This is a genomic window from Tenggerimyces flavus (assembly GCF_016907715.1).
Taxonomy (GTDB): Bacteria; Actinomycetota; Actinomycetes; order Propionibacteriales; family Actinopolymorphaceae; genus Tenggerimyces; species Tenggerimyces flavus.
The window spans coordinates 2602065-2620503 of the sequence record NZ_JAFBCM010000001.1 but is presented as its reverse complement, the minus strand read 5'-3'; the positions used below and the strand labels follow the sequence as shown (position 1 = coordinate 2620503).

The 18439-nt window shown below is 70.8% G+C and carries 21 protein-coding genes and 2 tRNA genes; 14 read left to right on the top strand and 9 right to left on the bottom strand.

The window, feature by feature from the left end; translation table 11 throughout:
* Nucleotides 1–84 precede the first annotated feature (84 nt).
* Together JOD67_RS12255 and JOD67_RS12250 are read left to right on the top strand one after the other, a co-directional pair.
* Nucleotides 85–1335: a pyridoxal phosphate-dependent aminotransferase gene (locus JOD67_RS12255; RefSeq protein WP_205117564.1), complete on the top strand. Its 1251-nt coding sequence runs from the start codon at nt 85–87 to the stop codon at nt 1333–1335.
* 10 nt (nt 1336–1345) lie between these two features.
* Nucleotides 1346–2365 carry an adenosine deaminase gene (locus tag JOD67_RS12250; protein WP_205117563.1) on the top strand — a complete coding sequence of 340 codons (1020 nt, stop codon included), beginning with the start codon at nt 1346–1348 and terminating at the stop codon, nt 2363–2365.
* Between the two features lie 129 nt (nt 2366–2494).
* On the opposite strand, the gene JOD67_RS12245 is transcribed toward JOD67_RS12250, so the two are convergent.
* From JOD67_RS12245 to JOD67_RS12220, 6 genes are all read right to left on the bottom strand, one after another.
* On the bottom strand, nt 2495–3526 hold the full coding sequence (locus tag JOD67_RS12245) for a UDP-N-acetylmuramate dehydrogenase (protein WP_205117562.1): 1032 nt from the start codon (nt 3524–3526) through the stop codon (nt 2495–2497).
* A complete protein-coding gene (locus tag JOD67_RS12240; protein ID WP_205117561.1) occupies nt 3526–3936 on the bottom strand; it encodes a MaoC family dehydratase in 411 nt (136 codons plus the stop codon). Before JOD67_RS12240 ends, JOD67_RS12245 begins: the two co-directional genes overlap by 1 nt.
* Nucleotides 3933–4358, bottom strand: a complete 426-nt coding sequence (locus JOD67_RS12235; protein WP_205117560.1) for an FAS1-like dehydratase domain-containing protein — start codon at nt 4356–4358, stop codon at nt 3933–3935. The genes JOD67_RS12240 and JOD67_RS12235 overlap by 4 nt, the downstream gene beginning before the upstream one ends.
* 192 nt (nt 4359–4550) lie before the next feature.
* Complete coding sequence (gene rpmG / locus JOD67_RS12230; protein WP_205117559.1) at nt 4551–4721, bottom strand: 50S ribosomal protein L33; 171 nt, start codon at nt 4719–4721, stop codon at nt 4551–4553.
* Between the two features lie 78 nt (nt 4722–4799).
* Nucleotides 4800–4875 (bottom strand) — tRNA-Met (locus JOD67_RS12225).
* 25 nt (nt 4876–4900) lie between these two features.
* A tRNA-Thr gene (locus JOD67_RS12220) sits at nt 4901–4973 on the bottom strand.
* Between the two features lie 79 nt (nt 4974–5052).
* Here JOD67_RS12220 and JOD67_RS12215 point away from each other — a divergent pair.
* Complete coding sequence (locus JOD67_RS12215) at nt 5053–5922, top strand: LLM class F420-dependent oxidoreductase (RefSeq protein WP_205117558.1); 870 nt, start codon at nt 5053–5055, stop codon at nt 5920–5922.
* Here the strand turns inward: JOD67_RS12215 and JOD67_RS12210 are convergent.
* A complete protein-coding gene (locus JOD67_RS12210; RefSeq protein WP_205117557.1) occupies nt 5919–6422 on the bottom strand; it encodes a hypothetical protein in 504 nt (167 codons plus the stop codon). The two genes, JOD67_RS12215 and JOD67_RS12210, sit on opposite strands and share 4 nt — an antisense overlap.
* Nucleotides 6423–6462: 40 nt before the next feature.
* Here JOD67_RS12210 and JOD67_RS12205 point away from each other — a divergent pair, with 40 nt between their 5' ends.
* The 8 genes from JOD67_RS12205 to JOD67_RS12170 all read left to right on the top strand — a co-directional run bounded on the left by JOD67_RS12205 (nt 6463) and on the right by JOD67_RS12170 (nt 12963).
* Nucleotides 6463–7134, top strand: a complete 672-nt coding sequence (locus tag JOD67_RS12205) for a FadR/GntR family transcriptional regulator (protein ID WP_205117556.1) — start codon at nt 6463–6465, stop codon at nt 7132–7134.
* Between the two features lie 269 nt (nt 7135–7403).
* Nucleotides 7404–8375 carry a DUF6528 family protein gene (locus JOD67_RS12200; protein ID WP_205117555.1) on the top strand — a complete coding sequence of 324 codons (972 nt, stop codon included), beginning with the start codon at nt 7404–7406 and terminating at the stop codon, nt 8373–8375.
* A 14-nt stretch (nt 8376–8389) separates the two neighbouring features.
* Nucleotides 8390–8902: an NUDIX hydrolase gene (locus JOD67_RS12195; protein WP_205117554.1), complete on the top strand. Its 513-nt coding sequence runs from the start codon at nt 8390–8392 to the stop codon at nt 8900–8902.
* Nucleotides 8899–9747 carry an alpha/beta fold hydrolase gene (locus tag JOD67_RS12190; protein WP_205117553.1) on the top strand — a complete coding sequence of 283 codons (849 nt, stop codon included), beginning with the start codon at nt 8899–8901 and terminating at the stop codon, nt 9745–9747. The genes JOD67_RS12195 and JOD67_RS12190 overlap by 4 nt, the downstream gene beginning before the upstream one ends.
* Nucleotides 9748–9796: 49 nt before the next feature.
* A complete protein-coding gene (locus JOD67_RS12185; RefSeq protein ID WP_205117552.1) occupies nt 9797–10465 on the top strand; it encodes a glycosyltransferase family 2 protein in 669 nt (222 codons plus the stop codon).
* Entirely contained in the window at nt 10455–11084 is a 630-nt protein-coding gene (locus JOD67_RS12180) for a TIGR04282 family arsenosugar biosynthesis glycosyltransferase (protein WP_205117551.1), read from the top strand. The genes JOD67_RS12185 and JOD67_RS12180 overlap by 11 nt, the downstream gene beginning before the upstream one ends.
* Nucleotides 11081–11653: a class I SAM-dependent methyltransferase gene (locus JOD67_RS12175; RefSeq protein ID WP_205117550.1), complete on the top strand. Its 573-nt coding sequence runs from the start codon at nt 11081–11083 to the stop codon at nt 11651–11653. Before JOD67_RS12180 ends, JOD67_RS12175 begins: the two co-directional genes overlap by 4 nt.
* Nucleotides 11653–12963: a molybdopterin-dependent oxidoreductase gene (locus JOD67_RS12170; RefSeq protein ID WP_205117549.1), complete on the top strand. Its 1311-nt coding sequence runs from the start codon at nt 11653–11655 to the stop codon at nt 12961–12963. The genes JOD67_RS12175 and JOD67_RS12170 overlap by 1 nt, the downstream gene beginning before the upstream one ends.
* A gap of 413 nt (nt 12964–13376) precedes the next feature.
* On the opposite strand, the gene JOD67_RS12165 is transcribed toward JOD67_RS12170, so the two are convergent.
* A complete protein-coding gene (locus JOD67_RS12165; RefSeq protein WP_205117548.1) occupies nt 13377–14657 on the bottom strand; it encodes a hypothetical protein in 1281 nt (426 codons plus the stop codon).
* Between the two features lie 104 nt (nt 14658–14761).
* On the opposite strand from JOD67_RS12165, the gene JOD67_RS12160 reads away from it, so the two are divergent.
* Nucleotides 14762–15739, top strand: a complete 978-nt coding sequence (locus JOD67_RS12160) for an NAD-dependent epimerase/dehydratase family protein (RefSeq protein ID WP_205117547.1) — start codon at nt 14762–14764, stop codon at nt 15737–15739.
* On the opposite strand, the gene JOD67_RS12155 is transcribed toward JOD67_RS12160, so the two are convergent.
* Nucleotides 15736–16380 carry an alpha-ketoglutarate-dependent dioxygenase AlkB gene (locus JOD67_RS12155; protein ID WP_205117546.1) on the bottom strand — a complete coding sequence of 215 codons (645 nt, stop codon included), beginning with the start codon at nt 16378–16380 and terminating at the stop codon, nt 15736–15738. The two genes, JOD67_RS12160 and JOD67_RS12155, sit on opposite strands and share 4 nt — an antisense overlap.
* A gap of 74 nt (nt 16381–16454) precedes the next feature.
* On the opposite strand from JOD67_RS12155, the gene JOD67_RS12150 reads away from it, so the two are divergent.
* Both JOD67_RS12150 and JOD67_RS12145 read left to right on the top strand, forming a co-directional pair.
* Entirely contained in the window at nt 16455–17318 is an 864-nt protein-coding gene (locus JOD67_RS12150) for an oxidoreductase (RefSeq protein WP_205117545.1), read from the top strand.
* Nucleotides 17319–17394: 76 nt separating this feature from the next.
* A complete protein-coding gene (locus tag JOD67_RS12145; RefSeq protein WP_307782372.1) occupies nt 17395–18420 on the top strand; it encodes a LacI family DNA-binding transcriptional regulator in 1026 nt (341 codons plus the stop codon).
* Nucleotides 18421–18439 lie beyond the last annotated feature (19 nt).

The following is an 18439-nucleotide window of genomic DNA, read 5'->3' as shown; positions in this document are numbered from 1 at the left end:
AGTGAAGAGTGTACGGGACCAGACGCGCCCTACGCGAACCGGCCTGTCTGTTCATCGCTTGGCCACGTTTGGAACCATGTCCTCATGACCATTTCACCAGGCACCGACGCCCAGAGCCAAACCGCCGCCGAACGAGCCCGCATCTCCACGCGGATCGGCAACATCGCCGAGTCCGCCACACTCGCGGTCGATGGCAAGGCGAAGGCGCTCAAGGCGGCGGGCCGGCCGGTCATCGGCTTCGGCGCGGGCGAGCCCGACTTCCCCACGCCCGACTACATCGTCCAGGCCGCCGCCGAGGCGTGCGCCGACCCGCGCAACCACCGCTACACCCCCGCCGCGGGCCTCCCCGAGTTGCGCGAGGCGATCGCCGCGAAGACCAAGCGGGACAGCGGGTACGAGGTCGCCGCCAACCAGGTGCTCGTGACGAACGGCGGCAAGCAGGCCACGTACGTCGCGTTCGCCGTCCTGCTCGACCCGGGCGACGAGGTGCTGCTGCCCGCGCCGTACTGGACCACCTACCCCGAGTCGATCACGCTCGCCGGCGGTGTCCCCGTCCCGGTCGAGACCGACGAGAGCCAGGAGTACCTCGCGACCGTCGAGCAGCTCGAGGCCGCCCGCACCGAGCGCACGAAGGCGCTGCTGCTCTGCTCCCCGAGCAACCCGACCGGCGCCGTCTACTCCGCCGACCAGCTGAAGGCGATCGGCGAGTGGGCCGTCGAGCACGGCGTCTGGGTCGTCTCGGACGAGATCTACGAGCACCTGACGTACGACGGCGTCGAGTCCGCCTCGATCGCGGTGGTCGTGCCCGAGCTCGCCGACCACTGCCTGGTCGTCAACGGCCTTGCCAAGACCTACGCGATGACCGGCTGGCGCGTGGGCTGGTTGGTCGGGCCGACCGACGTGATCAAGGCCGCGGCCAACTACCAGTCGCACCTGTGCGGCAACGTCAGCAACGTCGCCCAGCGGGCCGCGATCACCGCGGTCTCCGGTGACCTGTCGGCGGCCGCGGCGATGCGCGAGGCGTTCGACCGCCGCCGCCAGCTGATCGTCCGGCTGCTGTCGGAGGTGCCGGGCTTCGTCTGCCCGCTGCCGAAGGGCGCGTTCTACGCGTACCCGTCGGTCAAGGGCGCGCTCGGCAAGCTGATCCGCGGCAAGCGGCCGCAGACCTCCTCCGAGCTCGCCACGCTGATCCTCGAAGAGGTCGAGGTCGCCGCGGTGCCGGGTGAGGCGTTCGGTACGCCGGGCTACCTGCGCTTCTCGTACGCGCTCGGCGACGACGACATCGTCGAGGGCGTCACGCGGATCCAGAAGCTCCTCGCCGAGGCGCAGGACTAGAGCCCAGAACGTGACAGCCGACCGTCCGCTCGACCCGCTCCCGAAAGCGCACCTGCACCTGCACTTCACCGGGTCGATGCGGCACGGGACGCTCGTCGAGCTCGCCGACCAGCACGGCATCCGGCTGCCCGACTCCTTGCGGGAGTCGTGGCCGCCGCAGCTGCTCGCGACCGACGAGAAGGGCTGGTTCCGCTTCCAGCGCCTGTACGACACCGCCCGCTCGGTCCTCAAGACCGAGGAGGACGTCCGCCGCCTCGTTCTGGAGACCGTCCAGGACGAGGCCGCGGAAGGCTCGGGCTGGTTGGAGATCCAGGTCGATCCGTCCGGGTACGGCACGCGGTTCGGCGGCATCACGGCGTTCACCGACCTCGTCCTCGACGCGGTCCGGGATGCCTCCGACCGCACCGGTGTCGGCGTCGCGGTGATCATCGCCGCGAACCGGATCCGGCACCCGCTCGACGCCCGCACGCTGGCCCGGCTCGCGGCCCAGTACGCCGACCGGGGCGTCGTCGGGTTCGGCCTGTCGAACGACGAGCGCCGGGGCGAGCCGTACACGTTCGCCCGCGCGTTCGCGATCGCCGAGCGCGCCGGCCTCGCGAGCGTCCCGCACGGCGGCGAGCTGATGGGTCCGGAGAGTGTCACCGCGTGCCTGGACTGGCTGCACGCGACCCGCGTCGGGCACGGCGTACGGTCCGTCGAGGACCCGGCGCTGCTCGACCGGATCGCCACCCAGGGCGTGCCGCTCGAGGTCTGCCCGGCGAGCAACGTCTCGCTCGGCGTCTACCCCGACCCGGCGGCCGTCCCGTTGCGGAAGCTGTTCGAGGCCGGCGTGCAGATCGCCCTCGGCGCCGACGACCCGCTGCTGTTCGGCGTACGCCTCACCGGCCAGTACCGCATCGCCCGCTGGCACGGCTTCACCGACGAGGAACTGGCCGAGCTGGCCCGCATGTCGATCCGCGCCTCGTGCGCTCCGTCCGACGTCAAGGAGCGCCTACTCAAGGGCGTCGAGGACTGGCTCAGCAGCAGTTGACGGCAAATGATCATGTTTACATGATCATTTGCCGCTCTACGTGGGACGCACCCCACGTCAAGCACCCACTCGCCAGGTAAAGCGGCATCGGCGCCTATCCGCCAGCACCGCCGACTTACGCAACAGGTCCTAGAGGTCCGCGGAGACCAGGACGGGTTCCGGCACGAGGTCGATCCCGAACGCCGAGTGCACGCCGTCGCGGACCTCGCGGGCGAGGGTGAGCAGCTCCTCGGTGGACGCGCCGCCGCGGTTGGTCAGGGCGAGTGTGTGCTTGCTCGACAGCCGTACGGACCCGCTGCCGTACCCCTTCACGTACCCGGCCTGCTCGATCAGCCACGCCGCGCTGGTCTTCACCAGCCCCTCGCCGGCGGGCCACTGCGGCGCGTCGCCGGGCAGGTTGGCGGCGTGCGCGGCGTCGAGGATCGGGTTGGTGAAGAACGAGCCCGCGCTCCACGTGTCGTGGTCGTCCGGGTCGAGCACCATCCCCTTGCCGCGGCGCAGGCCGAGGACGGCCTCGCGCATGCTGACCAACGGCACCCGGCGATCCAGCTCGGTGCCCAGCGTGCGCGCGAGCTCGGCGTACCGCACGGGCGCGCCCAGATCGCCGACGCGGAACTGGAAGACCACCTCGAGCACGACGTACCGTTCCGGCTCCCGCTTGAACCGGCTGGTCCGGTAGCCGAAGCCGCAGTCCGCGTTGGCGAACGTCCGGACCTGCCCGTCGACGCGGTCCCAGACGCGGACCTGCGCGAGCGTGTTCTCGACCTCCTGGCCGTACGCGCCGACGTTCTGGATCGGCGCGGCACCGACCAGGCCGGGGATGCCGGACAGCGCCTCGACGCCGACCCAGCTCTGTTCGATCGCGTGCCGGACGAACGCGTCCCAGTTCTCCCCCGCCGCGACGCGGACGGTCACGCCGGCGCAGGACGAGTCGTCCTCGACGGCGATCCCGCGCGTCGCGACGCGGACGACCGTGCCGGGGAAGCCGGCGTCGCCGACGACGAGGTTGCTGCCGCCGCCGAGGATCAGGACGGCCTCGCCCGCGGCGTCGAGGCGCTCGACGGTCGAGCAGAGCTCGTCGGTGTCGGAGATCTCCAGGAGCTCCTTGGCCGGCCCGCCGAGCCGCAGGGTGGTGAGCGTCGAGAGCGGCACGTCGTACATCAGGCGACCCGTACGACCGCGCGGGCCATGCCGAGAACCTTGGTCTCGCCGACCGTCGCGATCAGGTCGACGCGGACCCGTCCGTCGTCGAGCACCGCGGCGACCTTGCCGGTGACGACGAGCTCGACCGGCTCGTCGGAGTCGGGAACGGCGATCGGGTTGGTGAAGCGCGTGGAGTACTCCTCGACGCGTTCGGGGTCGCCGGCCCACTCGGTGACGAGGCGGGCGGCGGCGCCCATCGTGAGCATGCCGTGCGCGATCACTCCCTCAAGGCCGACCTCGCGGGCGACGCGGTCGCTCCAGTGGATCGGGTTGAAGTCCCCGGAGGCACCCGCGTAGCGGACCAGCGTCGCGCGGTCGATGCGGACGGTCTGGCTCGGCAGCTCGGTACCGACCTCGACGGCGGTCACGCTGGTTCTCCCTTGTGCACGACGGTGGCGCTGGTGGTGCAGACCTGCTCGCCGTCCTCGGTGGCGACGGTCGTCCTGGTGATGACCAGGTCGGTGCCGCCCATGGAACGGATCGTCTCGATCGCCAGCGTGGCGCTGAGCCGGTCGCCGGGGCGGATAGGACGGGCGTAGGCGAACTTCTGGTCGGCGTGCATGATCTTGTGCAGCGGGACGCCTAGATCGGCGAGCATCGCGCTGAGCAGGTCCATCACGATCACGATCGGGAACGTGGGCGGCGCGACGACCTTCGCGTTGTCCGGATGGGTGTACGCGGGGTTCGGGTCGCCGACCGCCGCGGCGAACTCGGCGATCTTCGCGCGGCTCACCTCGTACGGCGCCGGCGAGGTGTACGTACGACCAACCAGGTCGTCAGCGAGCGGCATGGCGGCGAACGTACCCCTTCAATCTCTCTAACGCAGAAAGGGGCCCAGCCCCGTAGGTGGGGCGGGCCCTCAGCTGTCACCGAAAGCGACTAGTCCCATTAGTCGCGGCCCGACTCGCTCAGTTTCGCCACCGCCACCGTGAGTCACTACTCAGCGAGGTGCCGGAGGGCTTCTTCGGCGAGTCGACCGCGACTAGCGCGTCTCGCGGTGTGGCGTGTGCGTCCGGCAGCGCGGGCAGAACTTCTTCAGCTCGAGCCTGTCGGGGTCGTTACGCCGGTTCTTCTTGGTGATGTAGTTCCGCTCCTTGCACTCGGTGCAAGCCATAGTGATCTTGGGGCGGACGTCAGCGCTCTTGGCGGCCACGGGATGCCTCTTGGTCGGTTGTCGGTCGGGTGGTGCTGCGGGTGCTTGTCTCGATGGTGCCCCATCGAGACAAGCGAGTGGTAGCGGTGGCCGGACTCGAACCGGCGACACAGCGATTATGAGCCGCTTGCTCTACCGCCTGAGCTACACCGCCGCCAAACCGGGAAGACCCGGCGCAGAGCCCCAATACGGAATCGAACCGTAGACCTTCTCCTTACCATGGAGACGCTCTGCCGACTGAGCTATTGGGGCGGGCGATCACCAAGGGTACAGGTGGCCGGACCAGGATCGGAAACGGGTTCCCTCGCCGCTCGCGTGCTACGAAGGACGCATGCGGATCGGAGTGGTTTTCCCCCAGACCCAGATCGGCGCGGACCCGGGTGGGATCCGTGCGTACGCCGAGGCAGCGGCCGACCTGGGCTACCAGCACCTGATGGTCTACGACCACGTTCTGGGCGCCGATCCGGCCGCTCGCGAGGGGTGGAAGGGCGCGTACGACCTGCACGACACGTTCCACGAGCCGTTCGTGCTGTTCGGCTGGCTGGCCGCGTTCTCGCCGCTGGAGCTCGTCACCGGCGTGATCGTGCTGCCGCAGCGCCAGGCGGCGCTCGCGGCCAAGCAGGCGGCCGAGGTCGACATCCTGTCCGGCGGGAAGCTGCGGCTCGGCGTGGGCATCGGCTGGAACAAGGTCGAGTACGAGGCGCTCGGCGAGGACTTCCACCGGCGCGGACGCGTGCTCGACGAGCAGATCGACCTGATGAAGCGGCTCTGGACCGAGCCGGTCGTCACCTCGGAGGGCAGCCGGCACAACGTCCAGGCCGCCGGCCTCGCGCCGATGCCGGTCCAGCGGCCGATTCCGATCTGGCTGGGCGCGGAGCGTGCCGAGGCGGCGTTCGACCGGGTGGGCCGGGTCGGCGACGGCTGGTTCCCGCAGGTCGCGCCCGGCGCGAAGCTGGACGACCTGATCGCCCGAGTCCATGCCGCTGCCTCGCGACATGGGCGCGATCCCGCGCAGATCGGCATGGAGGGCCGAATCTCCGTACGCGCCGGCCAGCTCGACGCGGTCGCGGCGGAGGCGGACGGCTGGCGGAAGGCGTCCGCGACGCACATCTCGGTGAACACGATGCCCGGCGGCCGCAAGACCGTCGACGAGCACATCGCCCTGCTCCGCGAGGCCACTGCAGCTGTGGGTCTCGGTTAGGGAAGCTCGGTCATGGCCTCGAGCTCGTCGTCGCTGAGCCTGTTGAGAATCGCCTTGCCCGCTTGGGCCTGTGCCGTGGTCGGCAGCTTGCCGTCGAGCAGGTCGGGCAGCGCGATCTCGTACCCGGCGCGGACCCGCGGGAGGTAGCGGTGCCGCGTGCGGGCCACCGCTGAGGACACCCGGATCGCGTGCTCGTTGCCGGGCGGAACGTTCGGACGGTCGATCTCGATCGCGCCGTAGCGCAGCCCGTTCGCGAACTCGCACGCCGTGCACTCCACCGGCCCGGCACCGCGGGCGATGCCGCACTCCGCGCAGGTCAGCTGGTCCAGCGCGGCGTCGACGACGCGCCACTCGAACTCGGCCGGGTTCTGCAGGACGATCTCCGCCAGGTCGGGGCCGGAGGCGTCGTGTTCGGCACAGAACGCGGCCCAGCTCGCGGCGATGCTCGACTCCACCGCCTCCAGCGCGGCGCGGAAGCGCGGATGGTCGACGCGGCGCATCGTCCCACCGTAGCGACGGCGCGGTGGGCACAATGTGCCCATGGCAGTCACGGACGAGGCGATCGAGAAGATCAAGGAGATGATCGTCTCCGGTCGCCTGCGGCCCGGTGACCGGTTGCCGAAGGAGGCCGACCTCGCGTCGAACCTCGAGCTCTCCCGCAGCTCCCTGCGCGAGGCCGTCCGCGCCCTGAGCGCGTTGCGCATCCTCGACGTACGGCAGGGCGACGGTACGTACGTCACCAGCCTCGCGCCGAGCCTGCTGCTCGAGGCACTGAGCTTCCTGGTCGACCTGCACCACGACGACACCCTGTTGGAGATCTTCGAGGTCCGCCGCATGCTCGAGCCCGCGGTCACCGCGCAGGCGGCGATCCGGATCGACATCGAGGACCTCGACGCGCTGCAGAAGCACCTCGACAAGATCCACCCGGGCTCGACCGTGGAGGAACTCGTCGCGAACGACCTGGAGTTCCACAGCCGGATCGCCGCCGCGTCCGGCAACTCGGTGCTGAAGTCGCTGCTCGACAGCCTGTGCGCGCCGACCGTACGGGCCCGCATCTGGCGCGGCCTCACCCAGGAGGGCGCGGTCGAACGTACGGTCGCCGAGCACGTCGCGATCCTCGACGCCATGCGCGCCCGCCAGCCCGAGACGGCCCGCGCGCTGGCCACCGTGCACGTCCTCGGCGTCGAGGAGTGGCTCCGCAAAGCTCCCTAGTCCCCATGGCGACCCTCGCGACGCGGGCGGTCGCAGAGCGACCTGGCGGCTTCGGGTCGCGGTGCTCGGCGGCATCGGGTGACCCTGCGGCGACCAGAAGGCGGCCTTCGGCCGGACGGGTCGTCCTCGGCCCCCGGAAGCCGACACCGCCGAGCGTGGTGGCTGAGGCCGGTGGCCACGTCTGGGCGCTCTGACGAGGCGGGCCAGGACCGGACGGCGTCGCCTGGGAGCCGCCGACCGTTCACGCGGCGCCTGGATACTCCAGGCCCATGCGCATCAAGATGCTCGCCACTGTTCTCGCCGCGGCCGTGGCCACGTCGCTCGTCGCCGCGGGTTCGGCCGTGGGGCAAACCACAGCAGGCGACAGCGAGGCCGCGATCGCGATCACCGAGCAGGCCTCCGACCAAATCCTCGTCCTCGCCTCCGACGACGCCGCCTGGAGCAAGGCCCAGGTCGCGTGGCGTTGGCGGCCGACCGCGGCGAACGGGTTCGCCGACCTCGTCGACAACTGGGGCCTCCCCGACGAGGCCAAGCTCCGGCACCGCGGCGACCAGGCCTACCTGCTCACCACCGACTCCTACGGCCTCGCCGCCGTCGTCCCCTACCCGCAGGGCACCGGCTCGTACTGGGCCGCCGACGTCGGCCGCCCGGCGAACCCGCACAGCATCGAGCTGCTGCCGAACGGCAACGTCGCGGTCGTCGCGAGCACCGGCGGCTGGCTGCGCGTCTACACCGCCTCGCAGGATCCGCGGTCGACGACGTACGTCCAGTTCGACCTGCCCGACGCGCACGGCGTGTACTGGGACGAGAAGCGCGACCTGCTCTGGGCCCTCGGCGGGCACGACCTCGTCGCGCTGCGCATGACCGGCCGCCCGGGACAGCCGCGGCTGACCGAGGTCCGCCGCGTCGCGCTGCCGACCCCGTGGGGGCACGACCTGCAACCGGTCTCGAGCGACGACGACCGGCTCTGGATCACGACGGGTTCGCAGGTGTACCAGTACTCCTACGCCAGCAACACGTTCCTGCAGGACTTCCCCGCCGCCGGCGTCATCCAGACCGGCGTGAAGAGCGTCGGCGACGAACGCGCCTCCGGCCAGGTCCTCGCGTCGCTCGTCCAGGTCGGGAACATCTGCACGTGGTGTACGGACACGGTGTCGCTGTTCGAGTCCGACGGCTCGTTGCTGCTGCACGGAGCGCAGATCTACAAGGCCCGCTGGTGGGTCGACCCGAACGCCGACTGACACACTGGGGAGTTGTGAGGCTGCCGAACGACTTCCCCGTTGTCGAACGCACCGCCGTCCGTCTGGTGCTGCTCGACGCCGCCGACCAGCTGCTGGTGTTCCACACCCACGACCCGAACTATCCCGAGCTCGGCCAGTGGTGGGAGCTGCCGGGCGGTGGCCTCGACAAGGGTGAGACGTACCTCGAGGCGGCCGTACGCGAGCTGCGCGAGGAGACCGGCCTGGTCATCACGCCGGACGAGGTCGGGCCGCCGTCGTGGCGGCGGGTGTCGTCGTTCATCTACCGGACCGAGCGCCGACTGCAGAGCGAGGTCATCGTCAAGGTGCGGTTGACGGCGGTCGCGCCAGACATCGACGAGTCGCAGCGCGAGGAGCACGAGGCCGACGACTACACCGGCTTCCGGTGGATGCCACTCGCGGAGGTGCTCGTGAGCAGCGAGCGCTTCTATCCCGGGCGGCTGCCGGAACTGCTGCCGGACTTCCTTGCGGGCAAGGAGATCGACGAGCCTTTCGAGTTGTGGTCATGAGCGAGTACGTCGACCTCGGTGAGGTGCGGTTGTTCGTTCGGCAGCTCGGTCGCGACAACCCCGACCCGCCCGTCGTCGTCATCCACGGCGGGCCGGACTGGGATCACGCGTACCTGCTGCCCGGCCTGGAACCGCTCGCTCGCGATCACCACGTGGTGGCGTTCGACTGGCGCGGTTGCGGTCGCAGCACCCGCGACCTGCCGCTGACGGCGTACCACCCGGACCCGGTCGTGAAGGATGTTCGCGGGCTGATCGCGCACCTCGACGTGCCGCAGGTGGATCTCGTCGGCTTCTCCACCGGGGGCAGGATCGCGCAGCTCTTGGTCGAGCGCCACCCGGAGCTCGTCCGCCGGCTCGTGCTGGCGTCGACGATCGGCTTCCCGACGTACTCCACCGAGACGCGGGACGCGTGGCCGGAGTACCAACGCAGGCTGGCGATGCAGCAGGACGACGACGCGTTCGCCGGCGACGAGACGTACGAACGCGCGGCGCGCGACGCCGCACCGACGTCGATCTGGAACCTCGACCTGATGCCGGCGTACCAACGGCTACTCGACACCGTGCACTGGTCCGGCGAGTGGGGCAAGGCGCTCGCCGCCGGCCTGCTGCCGCCGTTCGGACCGCCCGACGCCGAGCAGGTGCTGCGCGACTTCGGCCGGCCGGTCCTCATCCTGCACGGCGAGCAGGACCTGGGCTTCCCCGTCGAACACGCGCGCAGGCTGCACGCGGCCGTTCCCGGGAGCACGCTCGCGATCGTCGACCAGGCCGGGCACATGGCCCAGTTCGAGCACCCTAAGGAATGGGCGCGGCACCTGCACACGTTCCTCGGCGTCACGGATCCGTAAGGCCCCGAAACCTTCCGGACGTACGGTCCGCGTCCCTAGCGTCGGAGTCGTGACCGACGTCGATGTCGTACTTCCGAGCCTGAACGAAGAAGCCGCACTGCCTTGGGTGCTTGGCCGAATGCCGAACGGCTATCGCGCGATCGTCGTGGACAACGGCTCGACCGACGCCACCGCTCGCGTCGCCGCGGCCCACGGCGCGGTGGTGGTGAGCGAACCGCAGCGCGGCTTCGGCGCGGCGTGCCTGGCCGGACTCGCCGCCGCTGAGGCGCCGGTCGTCGCGTTCTGCGACGCGGACGGATCTCTCGACCCACAAGAGCTTCCGCACGTCTGCGAACCGATCGCGGCCGGCCGGGTCGACCTGCTGCTCGGCCGGCGACGAACGACGACGTGGCATGCCTGGCCGCCGCACGCGCGGCTCGGCAACGCCGTCCTCGCCGCGAGCCTGCGCCGGCGCCTCCACCTACGGCTCACCGACCTCGGGCCGATGCGTGCCGCCCGCCGCGATTCCCTGCTGACGTTGGGCTTGCGCGATCGCCGGTTCGGCTTCCCACTCGAAATGGTGATCCGTGCCGCCCAGCAGGGTTGGCGGATCGAGGAGACCGACGTCAGCTATCTGCCACGTACGGGAAAGTCGAAGGTCACCGGAACGATCCGCGGCACGCTGCGGACGATCCACGACATGCGCCGAGTCCTCGCGGGAGCCGGCGATGCGACCTGACCTCACGCTCGTGGTGATCGCCAAGGAACCCGTACCTGGCCACGTCAAGACGCGTTTGACGCCGCCCTGCTCGCCGGATGAGGCCGCCGAGATTGCCGAAGCCGCGTTGGCCGACACGTTGCAGGTCGTTGCCTCGACGCCCGCTCACCAGCGCGTACTCGCGCTTGCCGGCAGGCCGGGCGCCTGGCTTCCGGACTGCTTCGACGTCGCCCCGCAGGTGTCCGGAACGCTCGACGTACGGATCGCCGGTGTCCTGGCCGAGGTCGCCGGGCCGATGGTGCTGGTCGGCATGGACACCCCGCAGCTCACCTCAGAGCTCCTACTGTCTTGCGACTTCTCCACTCGTCCAGCCTGGCTGGGACTCGCGGAGGACGGCGGGTTCTGGGCACTCGGGCTCGCCCGGCCGGATCCCGAGCTTGTCCGCGGCGTACCGATGTCCGTGCCGCACACCGGCGCCGCCCAGCTCGAGCGCTTGGAGCAGGCCGGTCTCGAGGTCGGCCTGCTGCCGACGCTGCGCGACGTCGACACCTGGCCGGACGCGCTCGCGGTCGCCGCGGCGGCGCCGAAGACGAGACTCGCCCGCGCGGTCTCCGCCCTCACGGCGGCGGCAGCCCGATGAACGAGCTCACGCTCGACCTCGCACGCTGGGCCCGCGCTCCCGACGACACGGATACCCGCGTCCTTGATCGCTGTCTCGGACCCGCTCTGGACGTGGGATGCGGGCCGGGTCGGATGGTGGTCGCATTGGCGCGCCGCGGCGTTCCCGCGCTCGGCATCGACGTCGCGCCCGAGGCCGTCCAGCACGTGCTGAACGCGGGCGGCCTCGCGCTCGTGCGCTCGGTGTTCAAGCACGTTCCGGGTGAAGGGCGCTGGCAGCACGCGATCCTGCTCGACGGCTGCATCGGCATCGGCGGCTCCCCGATCGCCCTGCTCAAACGTGTGCGCGAACTGCTCGCGCCCGGTGGCGTCGCGTACGTCGAGCACGACACCTCGCCCGACCGCGCGGACCTCACCACCGCACGGATCTCCGACGGCCGCGGCCGCGTCAGTGCGCCGTTCGCCTGGGCGGTGATCGGCCACAACGCCCTCGACCGCGCGGCCCAGCAGGCCGGGCTGCGCGTACTCGAGACGTGGCCACCGAGCGACCGAGCGCTGTGCGTCCTGCAACGCCCCGCGGAGGTGTCCTGATGCGTACGCCTCCCCTCCCGCCCAAGGTCGCCGAGCTCCTGCGCCAGCCGCCCGGACCGTTCCAGCCGTCGTTCTGGCGCAGTCCGTTGCGCGGCCCGTGGCTGACCTCGATCCTCGGCATGATCCTGCTCGTCGGGCTTGCGATCGTGTTCCTGACCGGGCTGCTCTCGTACGCCGCGTACAACCCACGCCTCGGCGGTCCGTACAACGACCTCACACCAGGCAAGGGGATTCTCGGCTTCTACCTGTTCACCTGGCCCACCCGACCGGCCTGGCTCTACCAGCTCACCCAGGGCTTGCACGTGCTCGTCGGCATCGCGCTCGTGCCGGTGCTGGTCGCGAAGCTCTGGTCGGTGATCCCGAAGCTGTTCGCCTGGCCGCCCGTGGACTCGCCCGCTCAGGCGGTCGAACGCGGCAGCCTGCTGCTCGTGGTGGGCGGCGGGATCTTCGAGTTCGCGACCGGCATCATCAACGTGCAGTACTGGTACGAGTTTCCCGCCGGCTTCTACACGGCCCACTTCTACGGCGCGTGGATCTTCCTTGCCGGCTTGACCGTTCACGTGGTCGTCCGATTCGGCCGGATGATGCGGGCACTCCGCGGCACGCGGCTGCGGGACGTCCTGCGTACGAACGTCGACGACACCCGCGCGGAGCCCGCCGACCAGCAGGGCCTCGCCACGCCGAACCCGGCGCCGGCAACGATGTCGCGACGCGGTGTCCTCGCGCTGATCGCCGGCAGCTCGTTCCTGCTCCTGTTGGTCTCCGCCGGCCAGACGCTGGGTGGCCCGTTCCGCCGGCTCGCGCTGCTCGTCCCCCGTGGTGGCACCGAAGGGCGCACGACGAACGACTTCCAGGTCAACAAGACCGCTGCCTCCCGTGGCGTCACCGCGGCGATGGCCGGCCCTTCGTGGCGGCTGACGCTGAACGGCGTACGCGCGGTCGAGCTGTCGCGGGATGACCTGCTGGCGATGCCGCAGCACACCGAGCGGCTGCCGCTGGCCTGCGTCGAGGGTTGGTCGACGACGCAGAACTGGACGGGCGTACGCCTGCGCGACCTCGCCGAGCTGACCGGGGCACTCGACACGGCGGGCACCGTGCTGGTCGAGTCGCTGCAGGCACGCGGTGCGTTCCGGTCCGTCCGGCTCGCCCGCAACCAGCTCCTCGACGAACGTTCGCTGCTCGTCCTTCGCGTGAACGGTGCCGACATCTCCATGGACCACGGGTTCCCGGCGCGGATCATCGTGCCGAACAACCCCGGTGTGCACAACACGAAGTGGGTGACCCGGATGACGTTCGAGAGGGCACGATGAGGAAGCTGTGGCAGTGGTACGGCGCCAGCCCGGTGCAGCTGCTCGGCCTGCTGGCGGCGTTCGCGGTGGCGGGGTACGCGGCGCTGCAGCTCGTTCCCGCGGATCCGATCGGCGTCGCGTTGTGGTTCGCCGGTGGTGTCGTGCTGCACGACCTGGTGCTGTTGCCGATCTACTCGCTCGCCAACCTCTCGGTGGCCAAGGTCGCGCCGTCGCGGAGCTGGCTCAACCACGTGCGAGTGCCGTTCGTCCTGTCCGCGTTGCTGTTCGTGGTGTTCTTCCCGAGCATCCTCGGGCTGCCGGGCGCCCTGTCGAGCACGCTCGGCCGGGAGCCGCAGCCGATTCTCCTGCACTGGTTGCTGATCACGGGTGCGCTCTTCGGCGGATCCGCGGTGCTGCTGGCGGTCCGCCTACGCTCACCACTGCGTGATCAGCAGGTGCTGAAGGAGAAGGGCGGCACCGGCCTGGACGGCGAGCCACCGGCGGTGCTTGGCGGCGGGGAGCAGCGCGCAGCTGGCGAGCAGCCAGGCCGCGAACGGCAGCCAGATCCGTTCGACCTCGGACTTGCTCATCCCGGACAGGCTCGCCACGACGACGCAGGCCAGCGCGGCGAGAACGGGGACGACGATGCCGCGCCGGACGCGGGTGCGGCGAAGACCGGCGGCGACGGCCGGTCCGGTGGCCAGCGCGAGCGCGCCGAAGTTGGCCCAGATCCAGTAGCCGTCCGGCCGGAGTCCGCCGACGCCCTGGTTGTAGCGGATGACGAGCTGTTCGTACCCCTCCCACCAGGCGAACCCGCCGACGGTCACGGCGAGAACGACAGCGGCCGCACCGGCGCTGGCGAGGAGCGCGGCCCGGAGGCTCCGGCGGGCGACGAGCACGGCCAGGGCCGGGATGGCTAGGAGAACGAAGCCGTAGGACAGGTAGAGGCTCGCACCGAGGAGTAGCCCGCCCGCGATCGCGGCGAAGGTCGAGCGTAGGCAGAGCAGCGCGACGCCCCACGCCGTCACGGCAAGGAACATCGCATCGGCGGAGACGCCCATCCAGATCGCCGTGGGCGCGAGCACGAGGAACGGCATCGCGCGCCGGGCCATCGCCTCGCTGTCCAGCGCTCTGATCGCGATGGCGACGGCAACGCAGCCGGTGGCGCCGAGCAGGACGACGACGATCGCGGCGGCGGCCGGACCGTGCAGGCCGATCCGGTCCAGGAAGACGAAGAACGCGAACGCGCCCGGCGGATGTCCGGCGACGTGGATGGCCCACGAGTCGGGCTGGCCGTCGACGATCCTGCCCGCGAACGTGGGCAGGAAGTCGTTCCACGGTGGCGCGTTCGGGACGTCGCTCAGGTACTCGCTGGGCTTGGCGAACAGGTTCGCGAACCTCGACCACCCGTCGACCATTGCGAGCGCGAGGATCCAGGCGACCGAGGTCGCCCAGCCGGCGAGCAGGAGCCTTCGCCATGGCAACGTGCGCGCCACGGCTGGGCCGTACCAGACCGTCGCGGCGGCGATCGCGAGCGCGACCGGCGTACTCCACGAGACGTGTGGCGAGACGGTGGCGAAGATCGGCGGCGTGGTGATGTGCACCGGCTGGCCGGTGGCGTTGAGGATCGCGCCGACGGTCGCGGAGAGCGCGATCAGTATTGCCGCGGCGATGGCCGCGATGGTGTCCGCGCGAGTGCCGTCGTTGGTCGCCACGGTGCTGAGCCTAGGAAGGAGAACGGGACGAATTCCCTTACGAGGTGGTGACGCCGGCGTTCGACTCGGCCTGCAAGAGCCGAGCGCGGGATAGCGTCCAGGACATGCGATTCCTGGTCACGGGCGGACGTGGGTTCATCGGCCGGCACATCGTCGAAGCCTTGGAGTCCCGCGGCCACGAGGTCGTCGTGCTCGACCGGGTCGACGGTCTGGATATACGCGACGCCGACGCTGTCAAGGCTGCCTTGCGCGGGGTCGACGTGGTGTGCCACCAGGCGGCGAAGGTCGGGCTGGGCGTGAACGTCGCCGACCAGCCTGCGTATGCGTCGCACAACGACGTGGGTACGGCGACGCTGCTCGCAGCGATGGCCTCGGTGGGCGTGCGCCGGTTGGTGTTGGCGAGCTCGATGGTCGTGTACGGAGAGGGCGCGTACGCCTGCGCCCTGCATGGTCCGGTCGCGCCACCGCCGCGGCACGCCGGCGAGCTGGACCGCGGTCTGTTCGAGCCCACGTGTCCCCGCTGCGGTGGCGAGCTGGCGCCCGCGTTGGTGGACGAGGGCGCACGGCTCGACCCGCGGAACGCGTACGCGGCGAGCAAGGTCGCGCAGGAGCACTACGCGTCGGCGTGGGCGCGGGAGACGGGCGGGTCCGTGATCGCGCTGCGGTACCACAACGTGTACGGGCCTGGGCTGCCGCGGAACACGCCGTACGCCGGGGTGGCGGCGCTCTTCGCGTCGGCGGTGGACCGGGGCGAGGCGCCAAGGGTGTTCGAGGACGGCAAGCAGCGCAGGGACTTCGTGCACGTGCGCGACGTGGCGGCGGCGAACGTGTGCGCGTGTCAAGCGTTGGTTGACGGGATGCGCGCGTACAACGTCGGGAGCGGAACTCCGCGTACGATCCACGACCTGGCCGCGGCGATGTCGCCGGTCGAGCCGGTGGTGACGGGCGAGTACAGGCTTGGCGACGTACGGCACATCACGGCGTCGTCGGAGCGGATCGCCCGCGACCTGGGCTGGTCGGCGGAGGTGCCGTTCGCCGACGGGATCGCCGAACTGTCAGCAGACCTGGCCGGCCGGCGCTAGCGGACCCCGATGGTGCGGAACTGGATGCTGATCCGCGGGCCGACGGGCTTGGCCGTCTTGGGGATCGCGTGCTCCCAGGTGCGCTGACACGAGCCACCCATCACGACCAGATCGCCATGCCCCACTGGGAACCGATGCCGCACCGACTCGTTCCCCGCCCCACCGCGCGGCCGCAGCACCAGCGGGCGAGCGGCGCCGAGGGAGAGGATCGCGACCATCGTGTCCTCGTACTGGCTCCGCCCGATCGTGTCCCCATGCCACGCCACGCTGTCGCGACCGTCGCGATAGAAGCACAGCCCGGCCGTACGGAACTCCTCCCCGAGCTCGTCGGCATAGTGCGCGGACAACGCCACCCGCGCCTGCTCGAGCAGCGGATCGGGCAGCACCTGGTCCTCGGCGTAGAAGCACACCAGCCGCGGCACGTCCACCACGCGCTCGTACATCTGCCGCCGCTCCGCACGCCACGGCACGTCGTCGACCAACCGGCGGAACAACCCGTCCGACCCGCGCAGCCACCCCGGCCGCACGTCCACCCACGCACCCCGGCTCAACCGCGTCCGCGCCACCGACGGACCCAGCTCGCCGAGCCCCTCCCCGCCCGCGTCATCGTCGAGCAGCGACTCCTGGAACGGGACCGACATACCGCCCACCGTAGCACGATCTTCGAACATACGTTCTATCGACCGGACGCCTCCGAGCCACGAGACTGTGCGGCATGGCGGGATGGACAGCGGCGGACATCCCCGATCAGCGCGGGCGCACGGTGATCGTCACCGGCGCGACCAGCGGGCTCGGCGCACTCGCCGCTCGGGAACTCGCCCAAGCCGGCGCGAAGGTGTTCCTGGCGAGCCGCGACCTCGGAAAGCTGCGCGCGGTGGCGGGGTCCATCGCCGGCGAGACCGAGGTACGGGAGCTCGACCTGGGCTCGCTGGAGTCGGTGCACGCGTTCGCGGACGCTCTCGAAGACCCCGTCGACGTTCTGATCAACAACGCCGGCGTGATGGCGGTGCCGGAGGGGAGGACCACGGATGGCTTCGAGCTCCACCTCGGGACCAACCATCTCGGGCCGTTCGCGCTCACCGGGCTCCTGCACTCGCGCATCCGGGAGCGGATCGTCACCGTGTCCAGCGGGCTGCACGTGCTCGGCCGGATCAGCGACGACCTGAACTGGGAGCGCCGCCGCTACCAACGGTGGCTGGCGTACGCGCAGTCCAAGCTGGCGAATCTGCTGTTCGCGTACGAGTTGCAGCGTCGGCTGACCGCCGCGGGACAGCCGACCATCTCGGTGGCCGCGCATCCCGGGGTCTCCGCGACCGAGGGACAGCGCCGCGACACCTCGTTCCAGGGCAAGATCCTCGCCGGCGGCCCGGCGCAGAGCCCCGAGATGGGCGTCCTGCCACTGCTCTACGCGGCGACCGCGCCCGGTGTGACTGGCGGCGTCTGCGTCGGACCGGACGGCCTCCTGCAGCGTCGCGGCCATCCGACCCTGGTCGCTTCCAGCCGCAGGTCGCGAGACCTGGCCACCGCCGCCCGGCTGTGGGACCGATCCGAAGTCCTGACCGGCGTCCGCTACCCCTGACGGCGCGCTTAACCGGACAAGCGGCAGGACCCGATCCGTAGTAGGGTCACCCCAATTCCGGTTCAGTGAGGGCCTGGTGAAACGACCGACCATTGCCGACATCGCCCGCCGTGCGGGCGTGTCGAAGGTTGCGGTCTCGTACGCGCTCAACGGCCAGCGCGGGGTGTCGAAGGAGACGCGCGCCCACATCCAGGCGATCGCGGACGAGATCGGCTGGCGGCCGAACAGCGCGGCGCGGATGCTCAACGGCGCGCGATCGCGGACGATCGGCCTCGCCCTCTGCCGTCCGGCGCGCGTGCTCGGCGTCGAGCCGTTCTTCATGGAGCTCGTCAGCGGCATCGAGAGCGCGCTCGCGGCCCAGTCGTACGGCCTGCTGCTCCAGGTCGTCGCCGACCACCAGCAGGAGATGGCCGTCTACAACCGCTGGTGGGGTGAGGGCCGCGTCGACGGCGCGTTCCTCGTCGACCTGCACGTCGACGACCCGCGGGTCAAGGAGCTCGAGGCGATGCGCATGCCGGTCGTCGTGATCGGCCACCCCGACAGTGCCGGGTCGCTCGCGAACGTGTGGTCCAACGACGACAGCGCCGTGTACGAGACCGTCCGCTATCTCGCGCGCCTCGGCCACCGCGCGATCGCCCGCGTCTCCGGGCCGACGCTGTTCCACCACACCGGCATCCGCGACCTCGCGTTCGACCTGGCCTGCCAGCGCCTCGGACTGCCGCCGCTGAGGACGATCCGCACCGACTACACCGGCGAGGCCGGCGCCCAGGCGACCCGCGACCTCCTCGATGGCGTCGAGCCGAGCGCACGGCCCACCGCGATCGTCTACGACAACGACATCATGGCCATTGCCGGCCTCTCCGTCGCGCAGGAGCTGCGGATCGAGATCCCGAGCCAGCTGTCCATCGTCGCCTGGGACGACTCCCCTCTCACCCGCGTCGTCCACCCGCCGCTCACCGCCCTCACCCGCGACATCGCGAAGTACGGCGCCCACGCCGCGACCCGGCTGCTCGCCCTCATCGGTGGCGAGCGCGGCGTCTCGTACGAGGACCAGAGCCCCCGCCTCACCCCGCGCGGCAGCACCGCCCCACCGGCGAAGTAGCCAACGAGGCATAGGCTCG